The sequence below is a fragment of the Archangium lansingense genome, assembly GCF_026626635.1.
In the GTDB taxonomy this organism is placed as follows: domain Bacteria; phylum Myxococcota; class Myxococcia; order Myxococcales; family Myxococcaceae; genus Archangium; species Archangium lansingense.
Window position 1 is genome coordinate 7,399,810 of sequence record NZ_JAPNKA010000001.1, and the last position, 23,737, is coordinate 7,423,546.

19 protein-coding genes are annotated in these 23,737 nt (G+C 68.3%); 5 read left to right on the forward strand and 14 right to left on the reverse strand.

Translation table 11 applies throughout. The features are described from left to right. Positions 1-6: 6 nt before the first annotated feature. From carA to OV287_RS29665, 9 genes are all read right to left on the reverse strand, one after another. Complete coding sequence (gene carA / locus OV287_RS29625) at positions 7-1,125, reverse strand: glutamine-hydrolyzing carbamoyl-phosphate synthase small subunit (protein ID WP_267537404.1); 1,119 nt, start codon at positions 1,123-1,125, stop codon at positions 7-9. Next, positions 1,125-2,426 carry a dihydroorotase gene (locus OV287_RS29630; RefSeq protein ID WP_267537405.1) on the reverse strand — a complete coding sequence of 434 codons (1,302 nt, stop codon included), beginning with the start codon at positions 2,424-2,426 and terminating at the stop codon, positions 1,125-1,127. The genes carA and OV287_RS29630 overlap by 1 nt, the downstream gene beginning before the upstream one ends. Further along, the gene (locus tag OV287_RS29635) at positions 2,423-3,316 is read right to left on the reverse strand and encodes an aspartate carbamoyltransferase catalytic subunit (RefSeq protein WP_267537406.1); all 894 of its coding nucleotides are present in this window, start codon (positions 3,314-3,316) and stop codon (positions 2,423-2,425) included. Before OV287_RS29635 ends, OV287_RS29630 begins: the two co-directional genes overlap by 4 nt. 15 nt (positions 3,317-3,331) lie before the next feature. After that, entirely contained in the window at positions 3,332-3,751 is a 420-nt protein-coding gene (locus OV287_RS29640; RefSeq protein ID WP_267537407.1) for a hypothetical protein, read from the reverse strand. 54 nt (positions 3,752-3,805) lie between these two features. Continuing rightward, positions 3,806-5,047 carry a signal peptidase I gene (gene lepB / locus OV287_RS29645; protein ID WP_267537408.1) on the reverse strand — a complete coding sequence of 414 codons (1,242 nt, stop codon included), beginning with the start codon at positions 5,045-5,047 and terminating at the stop codon, positions 3,806-3,808. A gap of 3 nt (positions 5,048-5,050) precedes the next feature. Further along, the gene (gene lepA / locus OV287_RS29650) at positions 5,051-6,862 is read right to left on the reverse strand and encodes a translation elongation factor 4 (RefSeq protein ID WP_267537409.1); all 1,812 of its coding nucleotides are present in this window, start codon (positions 6,860-6,862) and stop codon (positions 5,051-5,053) included. A gap of 128 nt (positions 6,863-6,990) precedes the next feature. After that, the gene (locus OV287_RS29655; protein ID WP_267542440.1) at positions 6,991-7,926 is read right to left on the reverse strand and encodes an NAD-dependent epimerase/dehydratase family protein; all 936 of its coding nucleotides are present in this window, start codon (positions 7,924-7,926) and stop codon (positions 6,991-6,993) included. Positions 7,927-7,979: 53 nt separating this feature from the next. After that, on the reverse strand, positions 7,980-8,939 hold the full coding sequence (locus tag OV287_RS29660) for a UDP-glucuronic acid decarboxylase family protein (protein WP_267542441.1): 960 nt from the start codon (positions 8,937-8,939) through the stop codon (positions 7,980-7,982). Between the two features lie 28 nt (positions 8,940-8,967). Further along, positions 8,968-9,150: a ribbon-helix-helix domain-containing protein gene (locus OV287_RS29665; RefSeq protein WP_267537410.1), complete on the reverse strand. Its 183-nt coding sequence runs from the start codon at positions 9,148-9,150 to the stop codon at positions 8,968-8,970. A gap of 61 nt (positions 9,151-9,211) precedes the next feature. Here OV287_RS29665 and OV287_RS29670 point away from each other — a divergent pair, with 61 nt between their 5' ends. Next, positions 9,212-9,823 carry a hypothetical protein gene (locus OV287_RS29670; protein ID WP_267537411.1) on the forward strand — a complete coding sequence of 204 codons (612 nt, stop codon included), beginning with the start codon at positions 9,212-9,214 and terminating at the stop codon, positions 9,821-9,823. A gap of 13 nt (positions 9,824-9,836) precedes the next feature. Here OV287_RS29670 and manA read toward each other — a convergent pair whose 3' ends face one another. The 4 genes from manA to OV287_RS29690 all read right to left on the reverse strand — a co-directional run bounded on the left by manA (position 9,837) and on the right by OV287_RS29690 (position 14,770). Next, on the reverse strand, positions 9,837-11,036 hold the full coding sequence (gene manA / locus OV287_RS29675; protein ID WP_267537412.1) for a mannose-6-phosphate isomerase, class I: 1,200 nt from the start codon (positions 11,034-11,036) through the stop codon (positions 9,837-9,839). 88 nt (positions 11,037-11,124) lie between these two features. Further along, positions 11,125-12,036, reverse strand: a complete 912-nt coding sequence (locus OV287_RS29680) for an SPOR domain-containing protein (protein WP_267537413.1) — start codon at positions 12,034-12,036, stop codon at positions 11,125-11,127. A gap of 152 nt (positions 12,037-12,188) precedes the next feature. Beyond that, the gene (mnmA, locus tag OV287_RS29685; protein ID WP_267537414.1) at positions 12,189-13,235 is read right to left on the reverse strand and encodes a tRNA 2-thiouridine(34) synthase MnmA; all 1,047 of its coding nucleotides are present in this window, start codon (positions 13,233-13,235) and stop codon (positions 12,189-12,191) included. Between the two features lie 254 nt (positions 13,236-13,489). Further along, on the reverse strand, positions 13,490-14,770 hold the full coding sequence (locus OV287_RS29690; protein WP_267537415.1) for a CCA tRNA nucleotidyltransferase: 1,281 nt from the start codon (positions 14,768-14,770) through the stop codon (positions 13,490-13,492). Positions 14,771-14,885: 115 nt separating this feature from the next. Here OV287_RS29690 and OV287_RS29695 point away from each other — a divergent pair, with 115 nt between their 5' ends. The 4 genes from OV287_RS29695 to OV287_RS29710 all read left to right on the forward strand — a co-directional run bounded on the left by OV287_RS29695 (position 14,886) and on the right by OV287_RS29710 (position 20,589). Beyond that, complete coding sequence (locus OV287_RS29695; RefSeq protein ID WP_267537416.1) at positions 14,886-15,656, forward strand: TetR/AcrR family transcriptional regulator; 771 nt, start codon at positions 14,886-14,888, stop codon at positions 15,654-15,656. Then, positions 15,653-18,412: a phosphoenolpyruvate synthase gene (locus OV287_RS29700; RefSeq protein WP_267537417.1), complete on the forward strand. Its 2,760-nt coding sequence runs from the start codon at positions 15,653-15,655 to the stop codon at positions 18,410-18,412. Before OV287_RS29695 ends, OV287_RS29700 begins: the two co-directional genes overlap by 4 nt. Continuing rightward, entirely contained in the window at positions 18,409-18,915 is a 507-nt protein-coding gene (locus OV287_RS29705) for a hypothetical protein (RefSeq protein ID WP_267537418.1), read from the forward strand. Before OV287_RS29700 ends, OV287_RS29705 begins: the two co-directional genes overlap by 4 nt. A 99-nt stretch (positions 18,916-19,014) precedes the next feature. Next, positions 19,015-20,589 carry a flavin-containing monooxygenase gene (locus OV287_RS29710; RefSeq protein WP_267537419.1) on the forward strand — a complete coding sequence of 525 codons (1,575 nt, stop codon included), beginning with the start codon at positions 19,015-19,017 and terminating at the stop codon, positions 20,587-20,589. A gap of 45 nt (positions 20,590-20,634) precedes the next feature. On the opposite strand, the gene OV287_RS29715 is transcribed toward OV287_RS29710, so the two are convergent. Beyond that, positions 20,635-23,736: an efflux RND transporter permease subunit gene (locus OV287_RS29715; protein ID WP_267537420.1), complete on the reverse strand. Its 3,102-nt coding sequence runs from the start codon at positions 23,734-23,736 to the stop codon at positions 20,635-20,637. Position 23,737 lies beyond the last annotated feature (1 nt).

Sequence of the window (23,737 nt, forward strand, 5' to 3'; positions counted from 1 at the left end):
GAGATCCTACTCTCCGGCCATCAGCTTCGCGAAACGCGAGAAGAGGTACCGGGCGTCATGTGGCCCGGGAGACGCTTCCGGGTGGTACTGGACGCTGAAGGCCCGGGCGTCCGGGATGCTCAGGCCCTCCACGGTACCGTCGTTGAGGTTGATGTGACTCACCAGGGCCTTGCCCTTCACGCTGGCATCATCCACCGCGAAGCCGTGGTTCTGCGAGGTGATCTCCACCTTGCCGGTGGTCAGGTCCTTGACTGGCTGGTTGGCGCCCCGGTGACCGAACTTCATCTTGTACGTCCGGCCGCCCAGCGCGAGCGCGAGAATCTGGTGTCCCAGGCAGATGCCAAACACGGGCACCTTCCCGAGCAGCGCGGCCACCACCTTGTCCGCGCCCTTCACGGCGGCGGGGTCTCCCGGGCCGTTGGCGAGGAAGATGCCGTGGGGCTTCTCGGCGAGCACGGCCTCGGCGGTGGTGCCGGCGGGCACGACCTTCACGCGGCAGCCCACGTCCACCAGGAAGTGGAGCATGGAGCGCTTGAGGCCGTAGTCGTAGGCAATCACATCGAAGCGCAGTTCGGGCGCGGGGCGCACGGCCTCGCCGAGCAGGTTCGGGGTGGGCGCGGTGAAGAGGTAGGGCTCCTGGGTGGACACGCCGGTGGCCAGGTCCAGACCCTCCATGCCGCGAGCCGCCCGAGCCCGCTCCACCAGAGCGGCCGGCGAGTGGTCCTCGGTGGAGATGACGCCCATCTGCGCGCCGTGGGTGCGCACGTGCCGCACCAGGCGCCGGGTGTCGATGCCCTCGATGCCGACGATGCCATGGCGCTTCAGGTAGACGTCGAGCGTCTCCTCGGCGCGCCAGTTGGAGTGCTGCTCCGAGGAGTTGCGCACGATCATTCCGACGGCGTGCGGCTTCTGGGACTCCTGGTCCCCGGGGTTGGCGCCCACGTTGCCCATCTCGGGGTACGCCATGGTGACGATCTGCCCGACGTACGAGGGATCCGTGAGGATCTCCTGGTAGCCAGTCATCGACGTGTTGAAGACCACCTCACCGACCGTCTCGCCGGAAGCGCCGAGCGCGCGTCCCTCGAAGGTGGTGCCATCCGCCAATGCCAGCACTGCCCGCTTCATCACCTGGACTCCTTGATGTGACCGTCTTCGAAGACGAGCCGCCCCGACACCCACGTCTGGGCGACCCGTCCCGTCAAACGCCTGCCATGGAAGGGGGTGTTCCGGCTGCGGGAGAAGAACCGCGCCGAGTCCACCGTCCACTCCGTCTCGGACTCGACGACCGTGATGTCCGCCGGAGCACCAGGGGCCAGATGGCCGCCCGGCAGCCCGAATGCTTTCGCCGGCCCGTCCGTCAGCAGGGCAACCGCCCGCTGGAGGCTCAGCACACCCTCGCGCACCAGTGAGAGCGTGAGGCCCAGGGCCGTCTCCAACCCCACCACGCCGTTCCACGCCTTGTCGAACTCCACCTGCTTCTCCAGCACGCCGTGGGGCGCGTGGTCGGTGGCGATGGCATCGATGGTGCCGTCAACGAGCCCCTCGCGCACGGCTTCGATGTCGCGGCGGGTCCGCAGGGGCGGATTCATGCGCGCATGGGTGTCGTAGGCGCCCACGGCCTCGTCATCCAGGATGAAGTGATGCGGCGTGGCCTCGGCGGTGACGTTGAGACCGCGACGCTTGGCCTCGCGAATGAGGCGCACGCTGCCCTCGCAGGAGACATGGGCCACGTGCAGCCGCCCCTTCGTCTCCTCGAGCAGCACCATGTCGCGCGCCACCATGGCCACCTCGGCGGAGGGCGGAATGCCGACCAGGCCCAGCCGCGTGGAGGTGCGGCCCTCGTTCATCACACCCTTGCCCGAGAGCGTCAGGTCCTCCTCGTGCACCATGACGGGGAGGTTGAAGAGCTGGGCGTACTGGAGGGCCCGGCGCATGAGGCCGGCGTTCATCACCGGGCGGCCGTCGTCGGTGATGCAGATGCAGCCGGCGCCGACGAGCGCCCCCATCTCCGCCATCTCCTCGCCCTGGAGGCCCTTGGTGATGGCACCCGCCAGGTACACGTGGCACAGCCGCGCCTCGCGGGCCTTCGCCTTCACGTACTCGGAGACGAGCACACTGTCGTTGACGGGCTTGGTGTTGGGCATGGCCACCACCCCGGTGAAGCCGCCCGCCACCGCCGCCATGCAGCCGGTGAGGATCGTCTCCTTGCCCTCCTCGCCCGGCTCGCGCAGGTGCACGTGCAGGTCGATGAAGCCCGGCAGCACCAGCTTGCCCGTGGCGTCCACCACCCGCGCGTCCTGCACCTTCAGGGGCGCCTCGGACACCTCGACGACAGCGCCGTCACGCACCAGGACGTCGCGCACCCCGTCCACGCCGTTGCGCGGATCCACCACCCGCCCGCGGCTCAAGAGAATCGTCGAGCTCACCGGCACACCTCCTCGAGGATGGCGCGGCGGACGGCCACACCATGCGCGACCTGCTCCAGGATGACGCTGCGAGGCCCGTCGGCCACGGCGGGGGCGATCTCCACGCCCCGATTCATAGGGCCGGGATGCAGCACGAGCGCCTCCGGCTTGAGCCGCTCGGCGCGGGCGGCGTTGAGCCCGTACATGCGGGAGAACTCACGCACCGAGGGGAAGAAGTTCTCGCCCTGCCGCTCCGACTGCACGCGCAGACACATGACGGCGTCGGCGCGGGGCAGCGCGGCGTCCAGGTTCGTGGTGAGCTCGGCACCGAAGGACTCCAGGCCGGGCGGCAGCAGCGTGGGCGGGCCACACAGCACCACCTTCGCACCCAGCGTGGTGAGGCAGTGCAGGTTGGAGCGGGCCACGCGGCTGTGGAGGATGTCTCCGACGATGAGCACCGTGCGCCCGTCCAGGCGGCCCCAGCGGCGGCGCAGGGTGAAGGCGTCCAGCAGCGCCTGCGAGGGGTGCTCGTGAGTGCCGTCCCCGGCGTTGATGACGGCGCAGCGCATGTGGCGCGCCACCAGGTGCGGGGCCCCCGAGGAGCGATGCCGGATGATGAGCGCCACCGGGCCCGTGGCCTCGATGTTCCGCACCGTGTCCAGCAGCGTCTCGCCCTTGGAGACGGAGGAGCCCGCCGTCGTCCAGTTGAGCACCTCGGCCCCGAGCGCGTGAGCCGCCATCTCGAAGGAGGTGCGAGTACGGGTGGAGTCCTCGAAGAAGAGGTTGGCCACCACCCTGCCCCGCAGCACATGCGAGGCATCCGGCCCACCCTGCAGGTGAGCCTCGGCCCGGCCGAGCAGCGCTTCGATGTCGCCGCGCCGCAGGCCCTCGATTCCCAACAGGTGTCTCATAGGTGCCCCTGGGCGCTACTGCCCGGGAATGCCATCCTGGACGACGCGGAACTTGAGCGTGCGGACGTGGCTCGTCGGCTTGAAGCGCACCCGCCGCGAGTACTCCACCTCGATGCGGACCTTCCCGGTGACGTCGCTGCGCTCGATGGAGATCTGCTCGGGCGTCAGCCCCAACCCGGGCACGAGGATGTCGCGGTCGAACTGATCCCGCTCCCAGTGAGTGCCCAGGTCGCTTGTGCGCTCGATGATGGTGTTGCGCAGCGAGTCGTCGGGCGCGCCCTGGGCTGCACGGTTGTGGGCCGCGGCCACGGCTTCCTTCACGTCGAGGTTGTCGACGTAGAAGGGAACGACCATCACACCCACATAGATGCCCCCCACGATGAGGGTGAGGAGCACCAGACCGCCCAAGCTGATCTTCCCCGAGGGATGACGCATGAGGCCCCCGCGTAGCAGCGGCATACGCGGGGCGTCAAGCATCGAGGCCAGGTTTCAACGCACTGGCTCGAAGAGGCGGTCGGTGCGCAGCCCGGTGCCATCGAAGAAGTTGCTGAACCAGCCACCGAACCCGAGTGCCATCCAGACGACCATGGCCTTGCCCTTGATGTGACCGTACGGGACGAAGGCCACCCCGTTTCCGGCACTCAGGCCGTAGCGGCTGTCGGAGCTGTTCTCCCGGTTGTCCCCCATGACGAAGACATGGCCCGGGGGAACGGTGTAGGGCCCCTCGTACTCGTGATTGGCCCTCGGGCCCCGCTGGAGCACCGAGTGCACGTTGCCGTCCAGGTTCTCGTTGAACAGCCGCATGCGCTCCGGATACCAGACGCCGTTGTCGCGCTTGTTGTAGACGACCTTTTCCTCGTCCACCAACGTGCGGGGCTGGGGCACGCCGTTGATGTGGACCTCGCCATCGACGAGCTCCACCTTGTCCCCGGGAATACCCACCACGCGCTTGATGAAGTCCAACTCCGGGATCATCGGGTTGTTGAAGACGATGACGTCTCCGCGAGCCGGCGGGCGGACAATCTGGAAGGGCACGTAGTTGGTGAAGGGCAGCCGCACCCCGTAGATGAACTTGTTGATGAAGACCTGATCGCCGATCTCCAGCGTGGGCAGCATGGAGCCGGAGGGGATGCGGTACGGCTCGATGATGAAGACGCGGATGATGACCGCGATGGCCAGCGCCTTGGCGAAGCCGGACACGAAGTCCCAGGCGTCCTGCTTGCGCCAGGCGCCCAGCAACTGGGTGGCCAGCGTGTCGAGCGCCTTCGTCTCCTTCTCCAGCCGCTCCGAGTCCCCGGCCAGTGAGGCGGCCTCCACCTGCATGGCCTGCTCGGCCAGCCGCGTAGACGCCTCGGCGGAGATCTTCCCTGGCACGCGCTTGTGGATGCGCTCGATCTCCCCGATGAGCTCACGCGCCTCGTGCCGCAGATTGCGCAGGCGGCTCTGCTTGGGCAGCGCGAAGCGCAGCACGATCAGCCCACCGAAGTAGATCAGCATCAGCAGCGCCAGGCCCTGAAGCAGCGGCTGGGCCCACGCGGCGGAGGGCGGCACGAACTCGATGAGGATGATGTAGGGCACGAGTGCCAGCCCGAGGATGACCAGGGGCGCCCACAGACTGGTGAGCAGCTCGCGCCACATCAGCGCGCGGCTGGCCTTGAGCTGCTCTGGAGTCCTACGGGCTGCCATGGTGGCCTCGAGCCCCGCGGCGGCGTTGGTCGCGGTGGTGGACATGACTTACTCCTCCGTCTTGAGCACCGCGAGGAACGCCTCCTGCGGAATCTCCACCGAGCCCACCTGCTTCATGCGCTTCTTGCCCTCCTTCTGCTTCTCGAGGAGCTTGCGCTTGCGGCTGATGTCGCCGCCGTAGCACTTGGCGAGCACGTTCTTGCGGATGGCGGAGATCGTCTCTCGCGAGATGATCTTCGCGCCGATGGCGCCCTGGATGGCCACCTCGTACATCTGCTTCGGGATGACCTCCTTGAGCTTCTGGCACACCTCGCGGCCGCGCTGGTAGGCGCGCTCCTTGTGGACGATGACGCTGAGCGCGTCCACCGGATCTCCGTTGATGAGGATGTCCAGGCGCACCAGGTCCGCCTCCACGTAGCCGGCCAGCTCGTAGTCGAGGCTGGCGTAGCCGCGCGTGACGCTCTTGAGCTTGTCGAAGAAGTCAAAGACGACCTCGGCCAGCGGCATCTCGTACGTCACCTGCACGCGCGTGCCGCTGGTGCCCAGGTACTTCATGTCCTTCTGCACGCCGCGCCGGTCCTGGCACAGCTTGAGCACCGCGCCCAGGTAGTCGTTGGGCACGTGGATGTGGCAGGTGAGGACGGGCTCCTCGAACTTGGCGATCTTCTGCACCGGCGGCAGCTTGGCCGGGTTGTCCACGTGCATCACCGCGCCCTGCGAGTCGGTGATGCGGTAGACCACCGAGGGCGCCGTGGTGATGAGCGAGAGGTTGTACTCGCGCTCCAGGCGCTCCTGGACGATCTCCATGTGCAGCAGGCCCAGGTAGCCGCAGCGGAAGCCGAAGCCGAGCGCCGTGGAGGACTCGGGTTCGTAGGTGAAGGCCGCGTCGTTGAGCTTGAGCTTGGCGAGCGCGTCGCGCAGACCCTCGTACTGCTCGGAGTCCACCGGGAAGATGCCGGAGAACACCATGGGCTTCACTTCCTTGAAGCCCGGGAAGGGCGCGTCCGTGGGACGCAGCTCCTCCGTGACGGTGTCACCCACCTTGGCGTCCTGGAGCTCCTTGACGTTGGCCACCAGCACGCCCACCTCGCCGGCGATCAGCTGCTGCACCGGGCGGGAGAACGGGCTGAAGACACCCAGCTCCTGCACCTCGAAGACCTTGTTGTTGCTCCACAGCTTGATCTTCTGCTTGAGCTTGAGCGTGCCCTCGAGCACGCGCACCAGCGTCACGACGCCGCGGTAGTTGTCGTACCAGCTGTCGAAGATGAGGGCCCGGAGCGGGGCCGCCGGATCTCCCGAGGGAGGCGGCACGGTCTTCACCACCGCCTCCAGGATGTCCTTGATGCCGATGCCCTCCTTGGCGGAGGCCGGCACGGCGCTGGAGCCGTCGATGCCGATCACGTCCTCGATCTCCGTGCGCGTGCGCTCCACGTCGGCGCTCGGCAGGTCGATCTTGTTGATGACCGGGATGATCTCCAGGTTGTGATCCAAGGCCATATAGACGTTGGCGAGCGTCTGGGCCTCGACGCCCTGAGAGGCGTCCACCACCAGGAGGGCGCCCTCGCACGCGGCGAGCGAGCGGCTGACTTCGTAGGCGAAGTCCACGTGTCCCGGGGTGTCGATGAGGTTGAGCACGTACTTCTGGCCGTCCTTGGCGGTGTAGTTCATCCGCACGGACTGGGCCTTGATGGTGATGCCGCGCTCGCGCTCCAGCTCCATGTTGTCGAGGAACTGGTCCTGCGCCTCGCGCTTGGTCACCGTTCCGGTGGCATCGAGCAGGCGATCGGCCAGGGTGGACTTCCCGTGGTCGATATGGGCGATGATCGAGAAATTGCGGATGTGAGCGTTATCGGCCGGCATGGTAGGGGGGCCTCGGGCTACGTCGAAGCCGGCTTGAGTAACACCGAACCCCACCAAAATCCATGCGTCCGCGCGCCCGGCGTGCAACCTGATTGACGCCGGGACGCCCCTCCCGCCCTGGAGGGTGATCAGTCGGCCTGACGGCCGGTGTGCTCGCGGAAGAACGACACCGTGCGGCGCAGCCCCTCGGGGAGTTCCACGGAGGGCTGCCAGCCGAGCACCTTGCGCGCCAGGGCGTTGTCCACGCAGGAGCGCAGCTGCTCGCCCGGCCTGCCAGGGGCGTGCTGGGCGGGCTTGTCCACCCCGGCCGACTGGGCCAGCAGGGTGTAGAGCCGGTTGATGTCCGTCTCCACACCGGTACCGATGTTGACGGCGCCCGAGTAGTCCTTCTCCACCGCCAGCAGGTTGGCGCGCGCCACGTCCTCCACGTAGACGAAGTCGCGCGTCTGCTTGCCCTCGCCGTAGATGGTGCACTCGCGAGCGCCGAGCAGGCGCTGGCAGAAGATGGACACCACGCCGGCCTCGCCGTGCGGGTTCTGCCGGGGGCCGTACACATTGGCGTACCGCAGGGCCACGTAGTTCAGCCCGTACTGAGCCTTGTAGTAGCCGAGGTACAGCTCACCCGAGGCCTTGGAGACGCCATAGGGCGACACCGGCCGCGTGGGGTGAGACTCGGGTGCGGGGTAGATGTCCTGCTCGCCGTAGATGGCCCCACCGGTCGAGCTGAACACCACCTTCTGGACACCCGAGACGCGCGCGGCCTCCAGCAGGTTGAGGAAGCCCAGGATGTTGGCCTCCGCGTCGAAGCGCGGATCCTCCACGCTGCGGCGCACGTCCATCTGGGCGGCCAGGTGGCACATCACCTGCGGACGCTCGGAACGGATGAACTGCGCGGCCTCGGGGGACTGGATGTCCAGCACCGCCAGACGCACCCGGGGGTCCAGGTTCTCCTTCTTCCCACTCGACAGATTGTCGAGCGCGATGACTTCATGCCCCGCGCGAACGAAGGCGTCACACACATGTGAGCCGATGAATCCCGCCCCACCTGTCACCAGGACTTTCAACGTGTTGCTCCCGCCACTCCAGGTGGCTGCCAAGAGGAAATCCGCCGCGAAAGTTAGGGGATGGCTCCCGTCCCGGCAACCGATCGAAACCAGGCAATCGTCTCCCGGAGCCCCTCCTCCAGGGGTACTCTCGGCTCCCACCCAAGCAGCTGCCGGGCCCGACTGATGTCCGGGCGACGCTGCTTGGGATCGTCCTTGGGCAGCGGCTTGTGGATGATGCGCCCTCCCCCACCCGCCGCGGCGCGCACCGCCTCGGCGAACTCGAGCATGGTCATCTCGCGGGGGTTTCCAATGTTGACGGGTTCAATCTCGTCCGAGAGGGCCAGCCGCACCAGGCCGTCCACCAAGTCTCGCACGTAGCAGAAGGAGCGCGTCTGGGTGCCCTCGCCGAAGACGGTGAAGTCCTCGCCCCGCAGCGCCTGGCCCACGAAGGCGGGCACCACACGCCCGTCGTTGAGGCGCATGCGCGGCCCGTAGGTGTTGAAGATGCGGACGATGCGCGTCTGCACGCCGTACGAGCGCGCGTACACCATGGTGAGCGCCTCGGCGTAGCGCTTGGCCTCGTCGTAGCAGGCGCGCGGGCCAATGGGGTTCACGTTGCCCCAGTAGTCCTCGCGCTGCGGGTGCACGTGCGGGTCTCCGTACACCTCCGACGTGGAGGCCTGGAGGAACACCGCGCCCTTGGCCTTCGCCAGCTTCAGCCCGTTCTCCGTGCCCACCGAGCCCACCCGCATCGTCTCCAGCGGCAGCTTCGCGTAGTCGATGGGCGAGGCCGGTGAGGCCATGTTGAAGACGTAATTCACCGGCCCGTCCACCGAGAGCCCCTCGGTGATGTCCTGCTTCACCACCTCGAAGCCCGCGCGGCCCCGCAGGTGCGCCACGTTGGACTCGGCGCCGGTGATGTAGTTGTCCACCGAGACGACCCCGGCGGCTCCATCGTCCAGCAGCCGCTCGCACAGGTGCGAGCCCACGAAGCCCGCGCCCCCAAGCACCACCACCCGCTGACTCTTCATGCTCTTCTGCATGCTCATGCCCCGGTGCTCAGCTCAGCTCGTCGAAGGAGGCCTGTCCCGGCAGCTGCGCCTTGTATTTTTCCAGCACGAGATCGATTCCCTGCCGGATGTATTCGGCCACGGGAACCTTCGTCTTCTGGTTCAGCGCCTTGAGCAATTCGTTCTGCTCCGGCGTGATGTAGATGGTCGTGCTGATCTTCTTTCGGGCCATGGCGATATGTGAAAATATATGGACTTACATGTCCCTTGAAGCGCTGTTTTCGAGCCCTGTCGTGAAGCCCTCGAGGCGGTGGATCCTGGGGCTCGCGCTGGTGGGCGCGTGTGGGTGCGCGTCCGACAAGGCGGCGAAGAAACCCGAGGAGACCCAGGAGCAGGAGCAGGTGGCGCCAGAGCCCATCCGCCCGGAGCCGGCCTCGAACGAGAAGGTGTCGAAGAAGGACACCAATGGCGACGATAAGCCGGACGTGTGGGTGTACGCGGTGAAGGAGCGCGGGGCGGACGGGGCGGAGCGGGAGCGGATGGTCCGCAAGGAGCTGGACATCAACTGGGACGGCCGGGTGGACCTCACCACGTACTACGACGCCCGCGAGGAGCGGGAGCGTGAGGCGATGGACCTGGACTTCGACGGGAAGGTGGACTCCGTCTTCTTCTACGAGAAGGGCGTCAACATCCGGCGCGAGCGCGACCTGAACGGCGACGGCAAGCCGGACGTGTGGGTGTTCTACGAGAAGGGAAAGCTGGCCCGGAAGGAGCGGGACTCCAACGGGGACAGCCGCGTGGACTACTGGGAGTACTGGGAGAACAACCAGGTCGATCGCATCGGCGAGGACCTGGATGGTGACGGCAACGTCGACAAGTGGAGCCGCGGCACTCCCGCCGAGTGAGGCGCTGAGAGGTTCAGAGGCCAGCGGTCGCGCGGAAGACGATGCCCTCGCCCTCGAGCGAGTAGGCCCCATCCGCCGCGCTGACGAACACCGAGGCGCCTCGGGGCAGCGCGAGCGAGGTGCCCCCGGCTGACAGCCGTGCAGAGCCCTCGGTGCACAGGAGGATCTCCGGCCCGCGCCGCTCCGGCCGTGAGGACACGCCGGGGCGGAGCTGGAAGCGCGAGAGGCGGAACTCCTCCGTCGGCGTGGGATAGATGGACTCCACCCCGTCCGAGGTGACTGCCGAGACCAGGCCGATGGGGCCGCACCGGAAGTCCAGCACGCGGAGCAGCTCCGGGACGTCCACGTGCTTGGGCGTGCACCCGCCTCGCAGCACGTTGTCCGAGTTGGCCATGATCTCCACGCCCACACCGCGCAGGTACGCGTGGAGGTTGCCCGCGGACAGGTAGATGGCCTCCCCCGGCTGCAGCCGCACGAGGTTGAGCAGCAGCGCGCCGATGACGCCGGGATCGCCCGGATAGAGCTCGCCGAGCCGCACCGCCCACCGCAGCTCCTCGGAGAAACGGCTCCCCTGCCCTGCTTGCGCCCCACAGGCCGAGACCACCGCGTCCACCAGGGGCCCCCGCGACTCCTTCGGGAGCGTCATCAGCGCCTCGAACATACGCGCGACGCCCTTCGCATCGGGCGACGCACGCAGCGGGGCAAGCAGCGGCTCCATGGCGCCCAGACCAAGCGAATCGAAGAGCGCGAGCGTCTCGGCGGCACTCCGGAAGCCGCACAGCGCATCGAACGGTGTCAGCGCGCAGATGAGCTCGGGCTTGTGGTTGGCATCCTTGTAGTTGCGGTGCGAGGCGCTCAGCGGCACGCCGAGCGCGTTCTCTCGCGCATATCCCTCACGGGCCTGGGCGAGGCTCGGATGCGTCTGAAGGGAGAGCGGGGTCTCCGCCGCGAGCACCTTGAGCAGGAACGGCAGCTCCGCCCCGAACCGGCGCACCACCTTCTCCCCGAGCTCCCGCTCCGGCGAGGAGCGGATGATCTCGAGCAGCGTCCCCCCACCCGTTCCCCGGTGCAGGCGAGAGGGAGCGCCAGGGTGGGCCCCCATCCACAGCTCCGCCTGACAGGAGGCGGAGGGCGAGGGCTGACCCAGCAGCTCGGCGATAGCGGTGCGCGAGCCCCAGGCGTACGGCTGAATGACGTTGTCGAGGAGATCCATTCAGGGGCGCCCATAGCACTCCGGACGCCGCCCCACCATGCACCAGCGGTCTGGTTCCGCATGCTCCCTCTCCGAGAGGGAGACGGGATTAGTTCGAAGCCACGAAGGCCTGGAGCTGCGTCTCGCGCTTGAAGTCAGTCAGATACCGAGAAGCGGCATCCTTGGAGGGGAAGCTGCCCATCCGGACCCGGTACCAGGTGCCCTTGTTGGGGACCTCGGCGGCGACGATGTACGGCGCGTAGCCCCGATCCCTCAGCTTGGCCGCGAAGCGCTCGGCCTCCGGACGGTTCTGGAACGCGGAGATCTGCAGGGTGAAGGCACCACCGGGAACGGCCTCGGTGGGCCGCTGCGTGGCGCGGGCAATCGCCTCCTTCAGACCCGACCCCTGGGCCGGAGTCGTGGTGCGAGTAGGCACGGGAGCGGACTCCACCTTGCCCGGCGTGGGAGCGGGCTTGCTCTCGGCCACCTTCGTCTCGGCGGGCTTGGACTCCGGCTTGGGCTCGGCGGGCTTGGGCTCGGCGGCCTTCGGCGCGGTGGGCTTCGCCGTGGCCGTCCCCGTGGGCGCATAGTCCTCATCCGTCGGCGACGACGCGGGCTCTCCGGCAGCATCCGCGGAGTCGGCCTCGGCAACCTGGGGCGCGGCGGCCGCGGGCGGCTCGGCGGGCTTCGGCTTGGGAGCCGGCGGAGGGATGGCGACCGTAACGGTGCCGGGCTTGGAGGGCGCGGCCTCGGTGCCACTCCGACGGGTGAGCTCGTCCTGGAAGGTGAGCGACGGCGCGGTCTCGCGGGCCTGCTGGAGAGCCTGTGCGTTGGCGTCGAGCGCGGAGAGGAGATCCGGCGCTTCAGCGGTCTGGGCATTGCCGGCAAGCTTCTTGCCGACCACGACGCCGAGGACGAACACGGCGCCCATCACGATGATCCCCGCGATCAACAGGCTGACGATCTGCCGGTTGTCGAGCGACACATCGAACTTCTCTTTCATCCGGTGGGCATCGCGCATGACGTAACATTCCTCGCGTGTACGGCGCCCCGGCGCGGCCACACGAGTGTCGCGGCCTGTAGCGTCGAGGTGTGCCGCAAGGTACGCCCCCCCTACAGGCCGGTCAAATTCAGTGCGTGCGTCGCGTCACACCTTGGCTGGTGCCGCGAGGTTCAAACAATCCACCCGCCGCCGAGCACGTGCTCTCCGTCATAGACGACGGCGGCCTGGCCAGGCGTCACGGCGCGAGCCGGGGCATCGAGCTGGATGGACACGAGCCCATGAGGCGAGACGTGCACGCGTCCGAGAGCGCCCGGGTGGCGGTGGCGGATGCGGACCAGCACGGACTTCTCGGGAGGCGGTGGCCCATCCACCCAGTGGGGCTGAAGCAGGCCGAAGGAGTCGCGCGAGGTCTCATCCGCGGGGCCCACGACGACACGGCGGGACTCGGGCTCGATGCGCTGAACGTAACGGGCCTCCCCTCCCCCGAGGTTCAAGCCGCGGCGCTGGCCCACGGTGAAGCGGTGCACACCGGCATGCGTGCCGAGCACCTGGCCCTCGGTGTCGACAATCTCCCCGCCTGGCTGGGGGCCGGCGACCTTCTCGACGAAGCCGGCGTAATCGCCATCGGGCACGAAGCAGATCTCCATGCTCTCCGGCTTGTGGCTGGTGGGGAGAGCGTGACGCTCAGCAACGGCGCGGACCTCGGACTTGGTCATGCCGCCCACGGGGAAGAGGACGTCAGAGAGCTCCTGCTGCCCGAGGGTGAAGAGGAAGTAGCTCTGATCCTTGGCGGAGTCGACGGCGCGGCGGAGGACGAACCTGCCGTCCTGCTGCTCGACACGGGCGTAGTGGCCGGTGGCGAGCCGGGCGCCGAGAGCGCGGGCGCGCTTGAGGAGGAAGTTGAACTTCACGTCGCGGTTGCAGGCGACGCAGGGGATGGGCGTCTTGCCACCGAGGTAGGACTGGACGAAGGGGCTGACGACCCGGTCCTTGAAGAGGTCCTCGGCGTTGGCGACGTAGAAGGGGATGCCGAGCGTCTCGGCGACGGCGCGGGCGTCATCGATGTCATCGGGGCTGCAGCAACTGCCGCACTGGGCCTTGCCCTCATAGGACCAGACCCGGAGGGTGATACCGATGACCTCGTGACCCTGCTCCTTGAGCAGGGCGGCGGCGGCGGAGGAGTCCACCCCACCACTCATGGCAACGACGACTCGCATAACGCCCCTATCTACACGCCAGCCGGTCCGGGTGCGACACAACCGACGCAAGAGGCCGACACAACAGGACAACGCCCCAGCCCAATCCCCTCAACCGCAGCCCAATCCCCCCAACCGCGGACAACTCCCCTCGCCCTCCGGGAGAGGGACGGGGTGAGGGTACCTGGACCCCAGGTTGCACCCGTGTATGCCCCCTCTCCCTCTGGGAGAGGGTTGGGGTGAGGGAAAGCAGCTCCCCTGCCCTCCAGACAACCTCAAGAACCGGAGCCACGAGCCTGCTGCCAGCTCAGCAGTAGCCCCTTGATCTTCTCAGGCTCATTGAGTGACGGCTCATCCAGAACCCGCTCGAGAAGGAACCGGGTGGCCTCGCCAACGATGGGCGAGGGCCCTACCCCGAGCGCGGCCATGATGGCGCCGCCGTTGAGCGCGAGGTCCTTGGCGGAGAGCGGAGGCTTCGAGGCGGCCAGGGCGTGCAAGCGACCAATCAGCGCATCGATCTCAGGCAACCGGGCCGGCTCCCGCGCCTGAATCCGAGCCCGAGCCACCGACGTCAGGGCCTCGACGTTGGCGAGCCCCACCTTGGCCAGGAGCCGACGGAGCATGGGATCCGAGTCCCCGACATGCCGCTCGAGCGCGGCGTGGGTGATCAGCAGCTTCACCCGCTCGATGGTCTTGGTGGGGAACTTGAGCCGGACACCAATCTCCTCGGCCTGCTGGGGGCTAACAAGGTCCGCGAGCAATGCGGCGAGACGGATCTCCACATCAACGGGCTCGGCGGCAGCAGCGGCGCGGGCGATCCGGGCGGCCTCGGCATCGGCACGAGCCAGCTCGGGCAGAAACACATCAAGCAGCCCAGTATCAGCGAGCAGCCCGAGCCCGAAGGCCTCGCGCTTGGAGAGGAGCAGCTTGACGAACTCCTCGCGGACACGCTCGTGGGCAACCTTGCGGAACACGGGGAGCGTGGCGGGGATGGCGGCCTGGGTGCCAGGGTCGAGCGTGAAGTCGAGCACCGCGGCGAAGCGCACAGCGCGCATGGGACGAAGCCCATCCTCGGAGAAGCGCTCCACAGCCGAGCCCACGCAGCGCACGACGCGGGCCTTCAGGTCCGCCTGACCGCCGAAGGGATCGGCAAGCTCATGCGTGAGGGGATTCCACGCCATAGCGTTGATGGTGAAGTCGCGGCGCGAGAGATCCTTGACGATGTCCTGCTCGAAGGTGACGGCGGAGGGGCGACGGCCGTCGTGGTAGTCGCCCTCGCTGCGGAAGGTGGTGACCTCGACGTGAGTGCCGCCTTGGACGACGGTGACGGTGCCGTGCTGGATGCCGGTAGGGATGACCTTGCGAAAGGCGCGCTGGACCTCCTCGGGGAGCGCGCTGGTGGCGACATCGAAGTCCTTGGGGTGAACACCCCGGAGCGTGTCACGGACACAGCCGCCCACGAGGAAGACGGCATGACCCAGCTCGTGGAGGCGGGCAATCACGTCCAGGACAGGGCGCGGGACGTCGGCTTCGAGGAGAGGGGCAGGCGTCGTCATCGGAGCTGCGGTTTATCACGCGACAGGTGACACACGGCGAGAGCGCGCTCTATCTCACTGTCTTGACAGAGACGAGACGATAGAGATAACTATCTCTCATATCGAATCAGCACCCATGAACCTGCCCGAGAACATCGCTGACGCCGCTGCCCGCCTGGTCGCCCTTCACGGGCCCGACGGGTTCACCATGGACGACCTGGCCCGGGAAGCTGGGCTGTCGCGCGCCACGCTGTACCGCCAGGCAGGCAGCCGCGAGGCCGTGCTCGCCGCGCTCTCCGAGCAGGGAGTGGAGGTGGGCAAACGAGTGGACGTGCGGGACCGCATCCTGGCGGCATGCCGCGCGGTGTTCACCCGGGCCGGCTTCGAGGCGGCCACGCTCGAGGACATTGCCCGAGAGGCCGGCGTGGGTCCTGCCACGGTCTACCGCCAGTTCGGAGACAAGGCAGGGCTCATCAGCGCATTCGCCGGCCACATCGGTCCGCGCCGGGCCATGCAGGAGGTGGCGCTCCGCCCCACCGGGGACCTGAGAGCCGACCTGGAGCGCGCCGCCGCGACCGTGATTCGTTACGCGGCAGAAGATCTCGACTTGCTCAAGCTAGCGATTCTGGAGCGGATGCGCGGCGGGCCCTGGGCGGAGCTCCTGAAGGACTCCCCGGTACGAGCCCAGACGATGCTCATCCGGCTGCTGAAGTCCTACGCCGCCAGCGGGGCGCTCGGACCGAATGACCCCCAGCGCATGGCCCAGGCGTTCGCCGGGATGCTCTTCGCCTTCTTCGCGCGCCCGTTGCTGGAGGGAGGACCCATGCCGGACCCGGAAGAGACCGCTCGCTTCATCACCCACGTGTTCCTGGATGGCCTTGCGTCCACTCCGCGGAGGATCCCATGAGCGCAGCCGAATCGCTTCACTTCTCCGCCTCCCGGACCTCGGGGACGGAACCGCTGACCCTCCCCTTCGAGCACATCTCCGCGGCGGATCTGCCCAGCGTGGGTGGCAAGGGGGCCAACCTGGGTGAGATGGCCCGCGCCGGGTTCCCGGTGCCTCCGGGCTTCTGTGTCACGACGGCTGCTTTCGATGCATTCCTGACCGGCTGCGGGGAGCTCCAGACGCTGTACGCGTCACTGGATGCGCTGGATGGAAAGGACATAGAGGCCGCCCGCCGCGCTGCTGAATCCACGCGCGCCGCACTCAGCCGAGCCCCTCTGCCTCCCGCCGTGGCGGACGCCGTGCTCGGCGCCTGGCGGAACCTGGGGGCCGAGGCCTCCTGGGCGGTGCGCTCCAGTGCCACCGCGGAGGATCTGCCGGACGCCAGCTTCGCGGGCCAGCAGGACACCTATCTCAACATCCGCGGAGCCGACGCCCTCCTCGACGCGGTCCGCCGGTGCTGGGTGTCGCTGTTCACCGACCGCGCGGTGCTGTACCGGGCCAAGAGCGGCTTTGGCCATCGGGGAGTGAAGCTGAGCGTGGTGATTCAGCGCATGGTGCTGCCCGAGGTGTCGGGCATCCTGTTCACCGCCGATCCCATCACCGGGCGGCGGGGCACCGTGTCCATCGATGCCGGCTTTGGCCTGGGCGAGGCGCTCGTCAGCGGGCTCATCAACGCCGACCTGTACAAGGTGGACAAGGCGACCGGCGAGCTTCTGGAAGTCCAGGTCGGCGACAAGGCCCTGGCCATCCGCCCCAAGCCCGAGGGCGGAACCTGGGAGGAGCGCCTGTCCGAGGACACTCGCCGCGCCCGGGCGCTCGACGACGCAGCCCTGCGGGAGCTGGTCGCGATGGGCGTGCGCATCGAGAAGCACTACGGCAAACCGCAGGACATCGAGTGGTGCATCGAGGCCGGGAAGCTCTACGTGGTCCAGACGCGGCCCATCACGAGCCTGTACCCGCTGCCCGAGCCCGCTCCCGACGACGAGGGCCTGCACGTCTACGCCAGCTTCGGCCACTTCCAGATGATGACGGACGCCATGCCGCCGCTCGCCATCCAGGTGTGGAAGCTGCTGCTCCCGTTCGACAGGACACCGCTGGCCACACCGGATGCCCCCGCCGAGTCACGGGCCGCTACCATCGCGGGCAGCCGGATCTATCTGGACACGACGCCCATGCTGCGCCATCCCGTCCTGGGGCGCGTGATCCGATCCGTTCTGGGCCACGTCTACGAGGACCTGGGCCGAGGCCTGAGCACGTTGGCCAGCAGGCCGGCCTTCCAGCGTGGCGCACACAGCGGGCGGGCCAGGATGAGGGTCGTCGGCCGCTTCTTCCTGCCCATCATCGCCAGGGTCCTGGCCCGGCTGTTCGTCATGGAGCCCTCCCAGCTCAGGCCTCGGGTGGAGAGCTATATCGAGTCGCGGGTCGCCGAGACGCGTGCCCGGCTCGCGGCGGCGACACCAGGCGGGGCACGGCTGCGCGAGGCGCGACGCGTGCTGTCGGAGCTCCTCTCCCAGGCCTTCACCCACCTGATGCCGAACATCCTCTCGGGGGTCATCGCGAACCGGCTTCTCGTCAACCTGGTCCGGCGCGGGGTGCTCGGCGGTACGGAAGAGGACCTCTCCGCGCTGGAGCGCGGCCTGCCCGGCAACGTCACCACCGAGATGGACCTGGCCGTGGGCGATCTCACGGACCGCGTTCGCCCCTACCCTGCCCTGGCGGCGCTGCTGCGAAGCCGTCCCGCCACCGAGGCCTTGGCCGCGGCGCGAGACGTGGAGGGAGGGCCTGCCTTCCTCGAGGCCTGGCGGGCCTTCCTCGAGCGCTATGGCATGCGGGGTCCTGGCGAGGTCGATCTGTCCCGGCCTCGCTACCAGGATGAGCCCGCCCCGCTCATCGCGGCCATCGTGGGAGGCCTCGGGCCCGCCAGTGCTGGCCGGTCCGCGGGCGAGCACCGGGCCCACCATGCAGCGCTGGCCGCCAAGGCCGAAGCCGCGAGCGAGCGACTCGTCACAGCCTCGCGCCGTGGCCTGACCGGAGGGATGCGTGCGGGGCTGGCCCGCCGATGGGTGCGCCTGGCCCGCGCGGGCATGGGGCTGCGAGAACACCCCAAGTTCCTGCTGGTCCGTGTCCTGGCACTCGTGCGCGATGCGGTGCGCGAGGCCGGAGCCCTTCTGGTCCAGCGCGGGGCGCTCAGCTCAGTGGACGAGGTGTACCTGTTCCGCTTCGAGGAGTTGATCGCCGCGCTCGAGGCCACCCAGGCGCCAGATCTGCGCGCCCTCGTCGAGGAGCGGCGGGCCACACTCCAGCGCAACGCCAAACGCGCCCCTCCCTTCGTGATGGCGAGTGATGGAGAGATTCCCTCGTTGGCGGCCCGCGAGGACGTGCCACCAGGCGCATTGTCCGGGACGGCAGCCTCGGCCGGTGTGGTGGAGGGATTGGCCCGCGTGGTGCTCGACCCGGCGAGTGAGGTGCTCCACGCCGGAGAGATCCTCGTGGCGCCGCACACCGACCCGGGTTGGACGCCCCTGTTCGTCCACGCGGCCGGCCTGGTGACCGAAGTGGGAGGACTCATGACGCACGGCTCGGTCGTGGCCCGCGAGTACGGCATCCCCGCCGTCGTCAGCGTGGCGGGAGCCACCCAGCGCATCCGTACCGGCCAGCGCATCCGCGTGGACGGCACGCGCGGCTTCGTGGAAGTCCTGGGCGGAGGTGCCGCATGAAGACCGCCGCGCTCATCATGGGGGCGATGCTGCTGGGAGTAGTGGGACTGGCGGCCTGGAGAGGTGGCTGGCCGCTGGTGGCCGAAGGGTTCAAACGTGGGGGCCAGGAGAGTGTGGCCCTGCTGCCCCTGCTGGTCGTGGTCCTCGTGCTCACCGGCTTCGTGCAGGTGCTGCTGCCGCGCGACCTGGTGGCTCACTGGTTGTCCGACGAGGCGGGTTGGCGCGGGATCGGAGTGGCCTGGGTGGCAGGCGCGCTCACTCCCGGGGGTGGACCCATCGGCATGCCGCTGGCCGCGGCCCTGGTGCGCTCCGGGGCCGGGCTCGGCGTGGTCGTCACCTACCTGACCTCTCTCTCCATGCTGTCCTTCATCCGCCTGCCGATGGAGGTCGCCATGTACGGAGGTCGGCTGACCGGGCTGAGGCTATTGGCCTCGCTCGTGCTTCCTCCCTTGGCCGGACTGCTGGCCCATGCGCTCGGTCCCTTGCTCATGGGGCGTACCTGACAAGGGGCCTGCTCCGGGCATTTCGAGGCGATATGGATGACGCATGCCCCTCAGACAGGGGGTAGTGTCACTGACTCCAGCTCACGGGAGAGCGCATCCATGGCTGACCGGGCAGCACACCTCGAACATGCGTCTGGCACCTCGGCTGCGGGGACGGAGACACCGGCGGAGCACTACGACGTGCTCATCGTCGGCGCGGGACTGTCCGGCATCGGCGCGGGATATCACCTGCAGGCGAACTGCCCGAAGAGGACCTATGTGATCCTCGAGGGCCGCGAGGCGATTGGCGGGACCTGGGACTTGTTCCGCTATCCAGGCATCCGCTCGGACTCGGACATGTACACGCTGGGCTATTCGTTCCGGCCGTGGACGGACCCGAAGGCGATTGCCGACGGGCCGTCGATCCTGCGCTACGTGCGTGAGACGGCGAGCGAGTATGGAATCGATCGGCACATCCGCTTCCGCCACCACGTCAAGCGAGTCTCCTGGTCCTCCGAGGAGGCACGCTGGACGGTCGAGGCCGAGCGCGGACCCGAGAAGGAGCTCGTCCGCTTCACCTGCAACTTCCTGCTGATGTGCAGCGGGTACTACAACTATGCCGAGGGCCACCGGCCCGAGTTCCCCGGTGAGGCGCGCTTCCAGGGCACCATCATCCATCCGCAGTTCTGGCCAGAGAACCTGGACTACGCGAACAAGCGCGTCGTGGTGATTGGTAGTGGCGCGACCGCCGTCACCCTCGTGCCCGAGATGGCCAGGAAGGCCGCACACGTCACCATGCTGCAGCGCTCGCCGACCTATGTCGTCTCGCGCCCGGCCGAGGACTTCATCGCCAATGGGTTGCGCCGCATCCTGCCGGCGAAGCTCGCCTATGCGATCACACGGTGGAAGAACGTGCTGCTCAGCATGTTCTTCTACGCCCTGGCGCGCAAGCAGCCCGCGGGGGTGAAGAAGTACCTCGTCGGCCTGGTGCGAGATCAGCTCGGAGCCGGCTACGACATCGCGACCCACTTCACGCCCAGCTACAACCCGTGGGACCAGCGCGTCTGCCTCGTCCCCGACGCCGACCTGTTCACTGCGCTAAAGCAAGGCCAGGCCTCGGTCGTCACCGACCAGATCGAGACGTTCACCGAGAAGGGACTCAAGCTCCGCTCCGGCCAGGAGCTCGAGGCAGACGTCATCGTGACCGCCACGGGCCTCAAGTTGCAGCTCCTGAGCGACATCGAGTTCAGCCTCGACGGCGAGCAGCGCGACCTGTCGAAGACCGTCTGCTACAAGGGCATGATGTTCAGCGGCGTGCCGAACTTCGCGTACTCGTTCGGCTACACCAACGCGTCGTGGACGCTGAAGGTGGACCTCACCAGCGGATACGTCTGCCGGCTGCTCAACCGCCTGGAGCGGAACGGCGACACAACCTGCACGCCGCGCCGCGACCCCAACGTCGAGGAGCAACCCTTCCTCGACTTCTCATCGGGCTATGTCCAGCGCGCGGCCCACCTGCTGCCGAAGCAGGGCTCGAAGCGACCGTGGCGGCTCTACCAGAACTACGTGCTCGATCTGTTCATGCTGCGCTTCGGCGAGGTCGACGACGGCACGATGGAGTTCTCCCGAGCGCCGAAGCAGACAACGCTCGAAGAACCCCAGCGCGAGGCAACCTCGAAGCGCGAGGCTGCCTGACGCTCCACCCTCGAGGGGGTGGACTGTTCGTGAGGGAGCTGGCTCTCACCGTTCCCTCCGAGCCGCGAGGCGCTGCCCCACCCGCTCCTGCACTCCATGGACGAGTGCGTAGAAGGTGGGCAGAGCCAGCAGCGTAAAGAGCGTCGAGGTGAGCAGGCCTCCCACCATCACCACGGCCAGCGGACGTTCGATCTCCGTCCCGTGGAGCGGCAGCACCAGCAGGGGCAGCAGGCCGAGGATGGCCGTTCCCGCCGTCATCAGCTTGGGCCGCACGCGGCCGATACTGGCCTCGCGCACAGCCTCCGGGAAGGGCTTGCCTTCCGCCATGAGCCCCTTCGTCTGGGCCACCAGCACCAGGCCGTTCTGCACCGCGATGCCGAACAGACCGATGAGGCCCACGAGGCTGGACACGTTCCACGTCTCCCCGGTCAGCAGCAGCGCGAGGATGCCGCCCACGAACGCATCCGGCAGGGTAGCAAGGATGACGAGCGCCTCGGCCAATGAGCCCAGCGCCAGGTACAGCAGGAGGAAGACAGCGAGCAGCGCCACCGCGATGGCCACCAGGAGGGACTGCTGGGCACGCTCCTGGCTCTCCACCCGGCCGCCCACGTCGAGGAAGTAGCCCGTGGGCAGCTTCAGCTCCGCCGCCAACCGCTCGCGTACCTCCGCCGCCGTGCTTCCCAGGTCGCGTCCCGCCACGCTCGCCTCCACGGCGATACGGCGGCTCCCGGCCTCGCGGCGCACGCTCCCCGCGCCCGTCGTCTCCTCGATGGTGGCGAGCTGACTGAGGGGAATTCGGGAACCATCATGTCCGTCCACCAGCAGGTTGCGGATGGCGTTGACGTCCCCTCGATGGTGGTCCGCCAGGCGCAACACGAGATCGAAGCGGCGCTGGCCCTGCCACACCTGGGATTCCTGCTCACCCACGAGCCCCACGCGCACTGCCTGGATGACGTCGCCAGGAGTGAGGCCCACCCGAGCCACCGCGGCGCGGTTCACGTCGATACGGAGCTGCGGCAGCCCACTGAGCTTCTCCACGCGCAGATCCTCCACCCCCTTGACGCGCGCCATGACTGCACGAGCCCGCTCCCCGAGCACGGCGAGCTGCTCCAGGTCCGGGCCGAAGATGCGCACCGACACGTCTGCGGGGCTGCCCCCCAAGCCCTCGTCGATGCGCATGCCGAGAGGCGTAGTGAAGAGGACAGACAGTCCGGGCACCTTCGCGACCGCCTCGCGCATGTCCGCCTCCAGTGCCTCCATGCTGCGCCGCCTGTCCTTCTTCAACACCACCAGCACGTCAGAGACGGTGTGCGGCATGGGGTCCTCGGTGCGCTCGGCCCGTCCCGTGCGGCGCACCACGTCTTCCACCTCGGGGAATTGGCGCAGCACGTCCTCCATGCGGTGGTTGAGCCGATCCACTTCTTCCAATGAGGCCTCGGGCGGCAGCATCGTCTGGAGGAGCAGCGCCCCCTCGTCCAGCTTCGGCATGAAGTCACTGCCCACCGCGAAGGCGAGCCCCAGGGCCGGCACCGTGATGGCGAGAGCCACCACGCGCACGAGGCCAGCCCTCCGCATGCAGGCGTCGAGCACCGGGGCATACACGGCCTTCACCTTGCGGATGAGCCCCACGTCTTCCGGCTGTCCCTCTTGCCGGGGCCGGAGGAAGAGCGCCGAGGCCACCGGCACCAACGTGAGGGCAAGCAGCAGCGAAGCGGCGAGACATGCCACCACCGCCGCCGCGAGCGGCTGGTACATGCGCCCTTCAATGCCCGACATGGCGAAGAGGGGGATGAAAACAGAGACGACGATGAGGGTAGCGAAGGTGATGGGCCGGCCCACCTCACGTGCCGCCTTCAGCGCCTGCGACTTCCGGGCGGCCTTGTCGCTCCCCGCGCGAAGCCGATGGACGATGTTCTCGGTGACGATGATCGCCGCGTCCACCAGCAGGCCCACCGCGATGGCCAGCCCGCCGAGCGTCATGGTGTTGATGCCCACTCCGGCGGCCTTCAGCAGCAGGCCCGCCAGCGCGAGCGAAAGCGGCAGCGTGAGGGTGACGATGGCCGCAGCGCGGATGTCACCCAGGAGGCCAAACAGGACGAGCACCACCAGGAAGGCGCCGATGAGGATGGCCCGGCTGACACCTCCCAGTGAGGAGGACACCAGCTCCGACTGGTCGTACACGATGCGCAGACTGACTCCCGGCGGGAGGCTCGCCTTGAGGTCGGCAATGGCCTGACGCACGCCCTCCGCAACCTTCATGGTGTCCGCGCCGAACTGCTTGCTGATCCGGCAGCTCACCACCTCGCCCTCGAGCCGGTGGGCCATGCCGCGACGGATGGCGGGGGCCTCTCGCACGTCGGCCACGTCCCCGAGCAGCACGGGCGTCCCCCCACGCAGCGCCACCACCGTGCCGCGCAAATCGTCCAGCGACTTCGCCCTCCCCACTGCCCGCACCGTCCACTCCATGGGCCCCTGCACCACGAAGCCACCCGAGGCGTTGAGATTGGCGCCTTCCAGGGCGTGGTCCACCTCGTCCAGGGAGATGCCCCGAGCCACCATCTGCTCCGAGTCGAGCTGCACCTGATACTGGCGCAGGTAGCCGCCCAGCCGCTCCACACCCGCCACCCCAGGCACGGCGAGCAGCCGGTTCTTCACTTCGAACTCGGCCAGGTCGCGCAGGGTCATCAGGTCCACCGTCCCCGGCTCGGCCTCCAGGGTGAACTCGAACACCTCGTTGAGCCGCCCGGTGAGACTGGAGACGAGCGGCGCATCAGTGCCGGGCGGCAGCTCGCTGGTGGCCGCCGCCACGCGCTCCGCGACGAATTGACGGCTGCGGTAGTAGTCCGCGTCCGGCTCGAACTCCACCGTCACCTGGGTGACGCCGAGCTGCGAGGTGGAACGGATGCGGCGCACGTCCGGCAGGCCCGCGAGCGCCACCTCCATCGGAATGGCCACGGCCGTCTCGAGCTCCTCCGCGCCCATGGCCGGGTTCTGCACGATGACGTTGAAGATGGGCGCGGACAGGTCTGGGAAGACGTCGCGGCGCAAGCCCTTGAAGGCCACCACGCCGAAAGCGGAGAGGGCCAGGGCCAGCACCACCGTGAGGCCGGGACGCGAGAAGGAGGCCTTGAGGGTTTGCGCAATCACG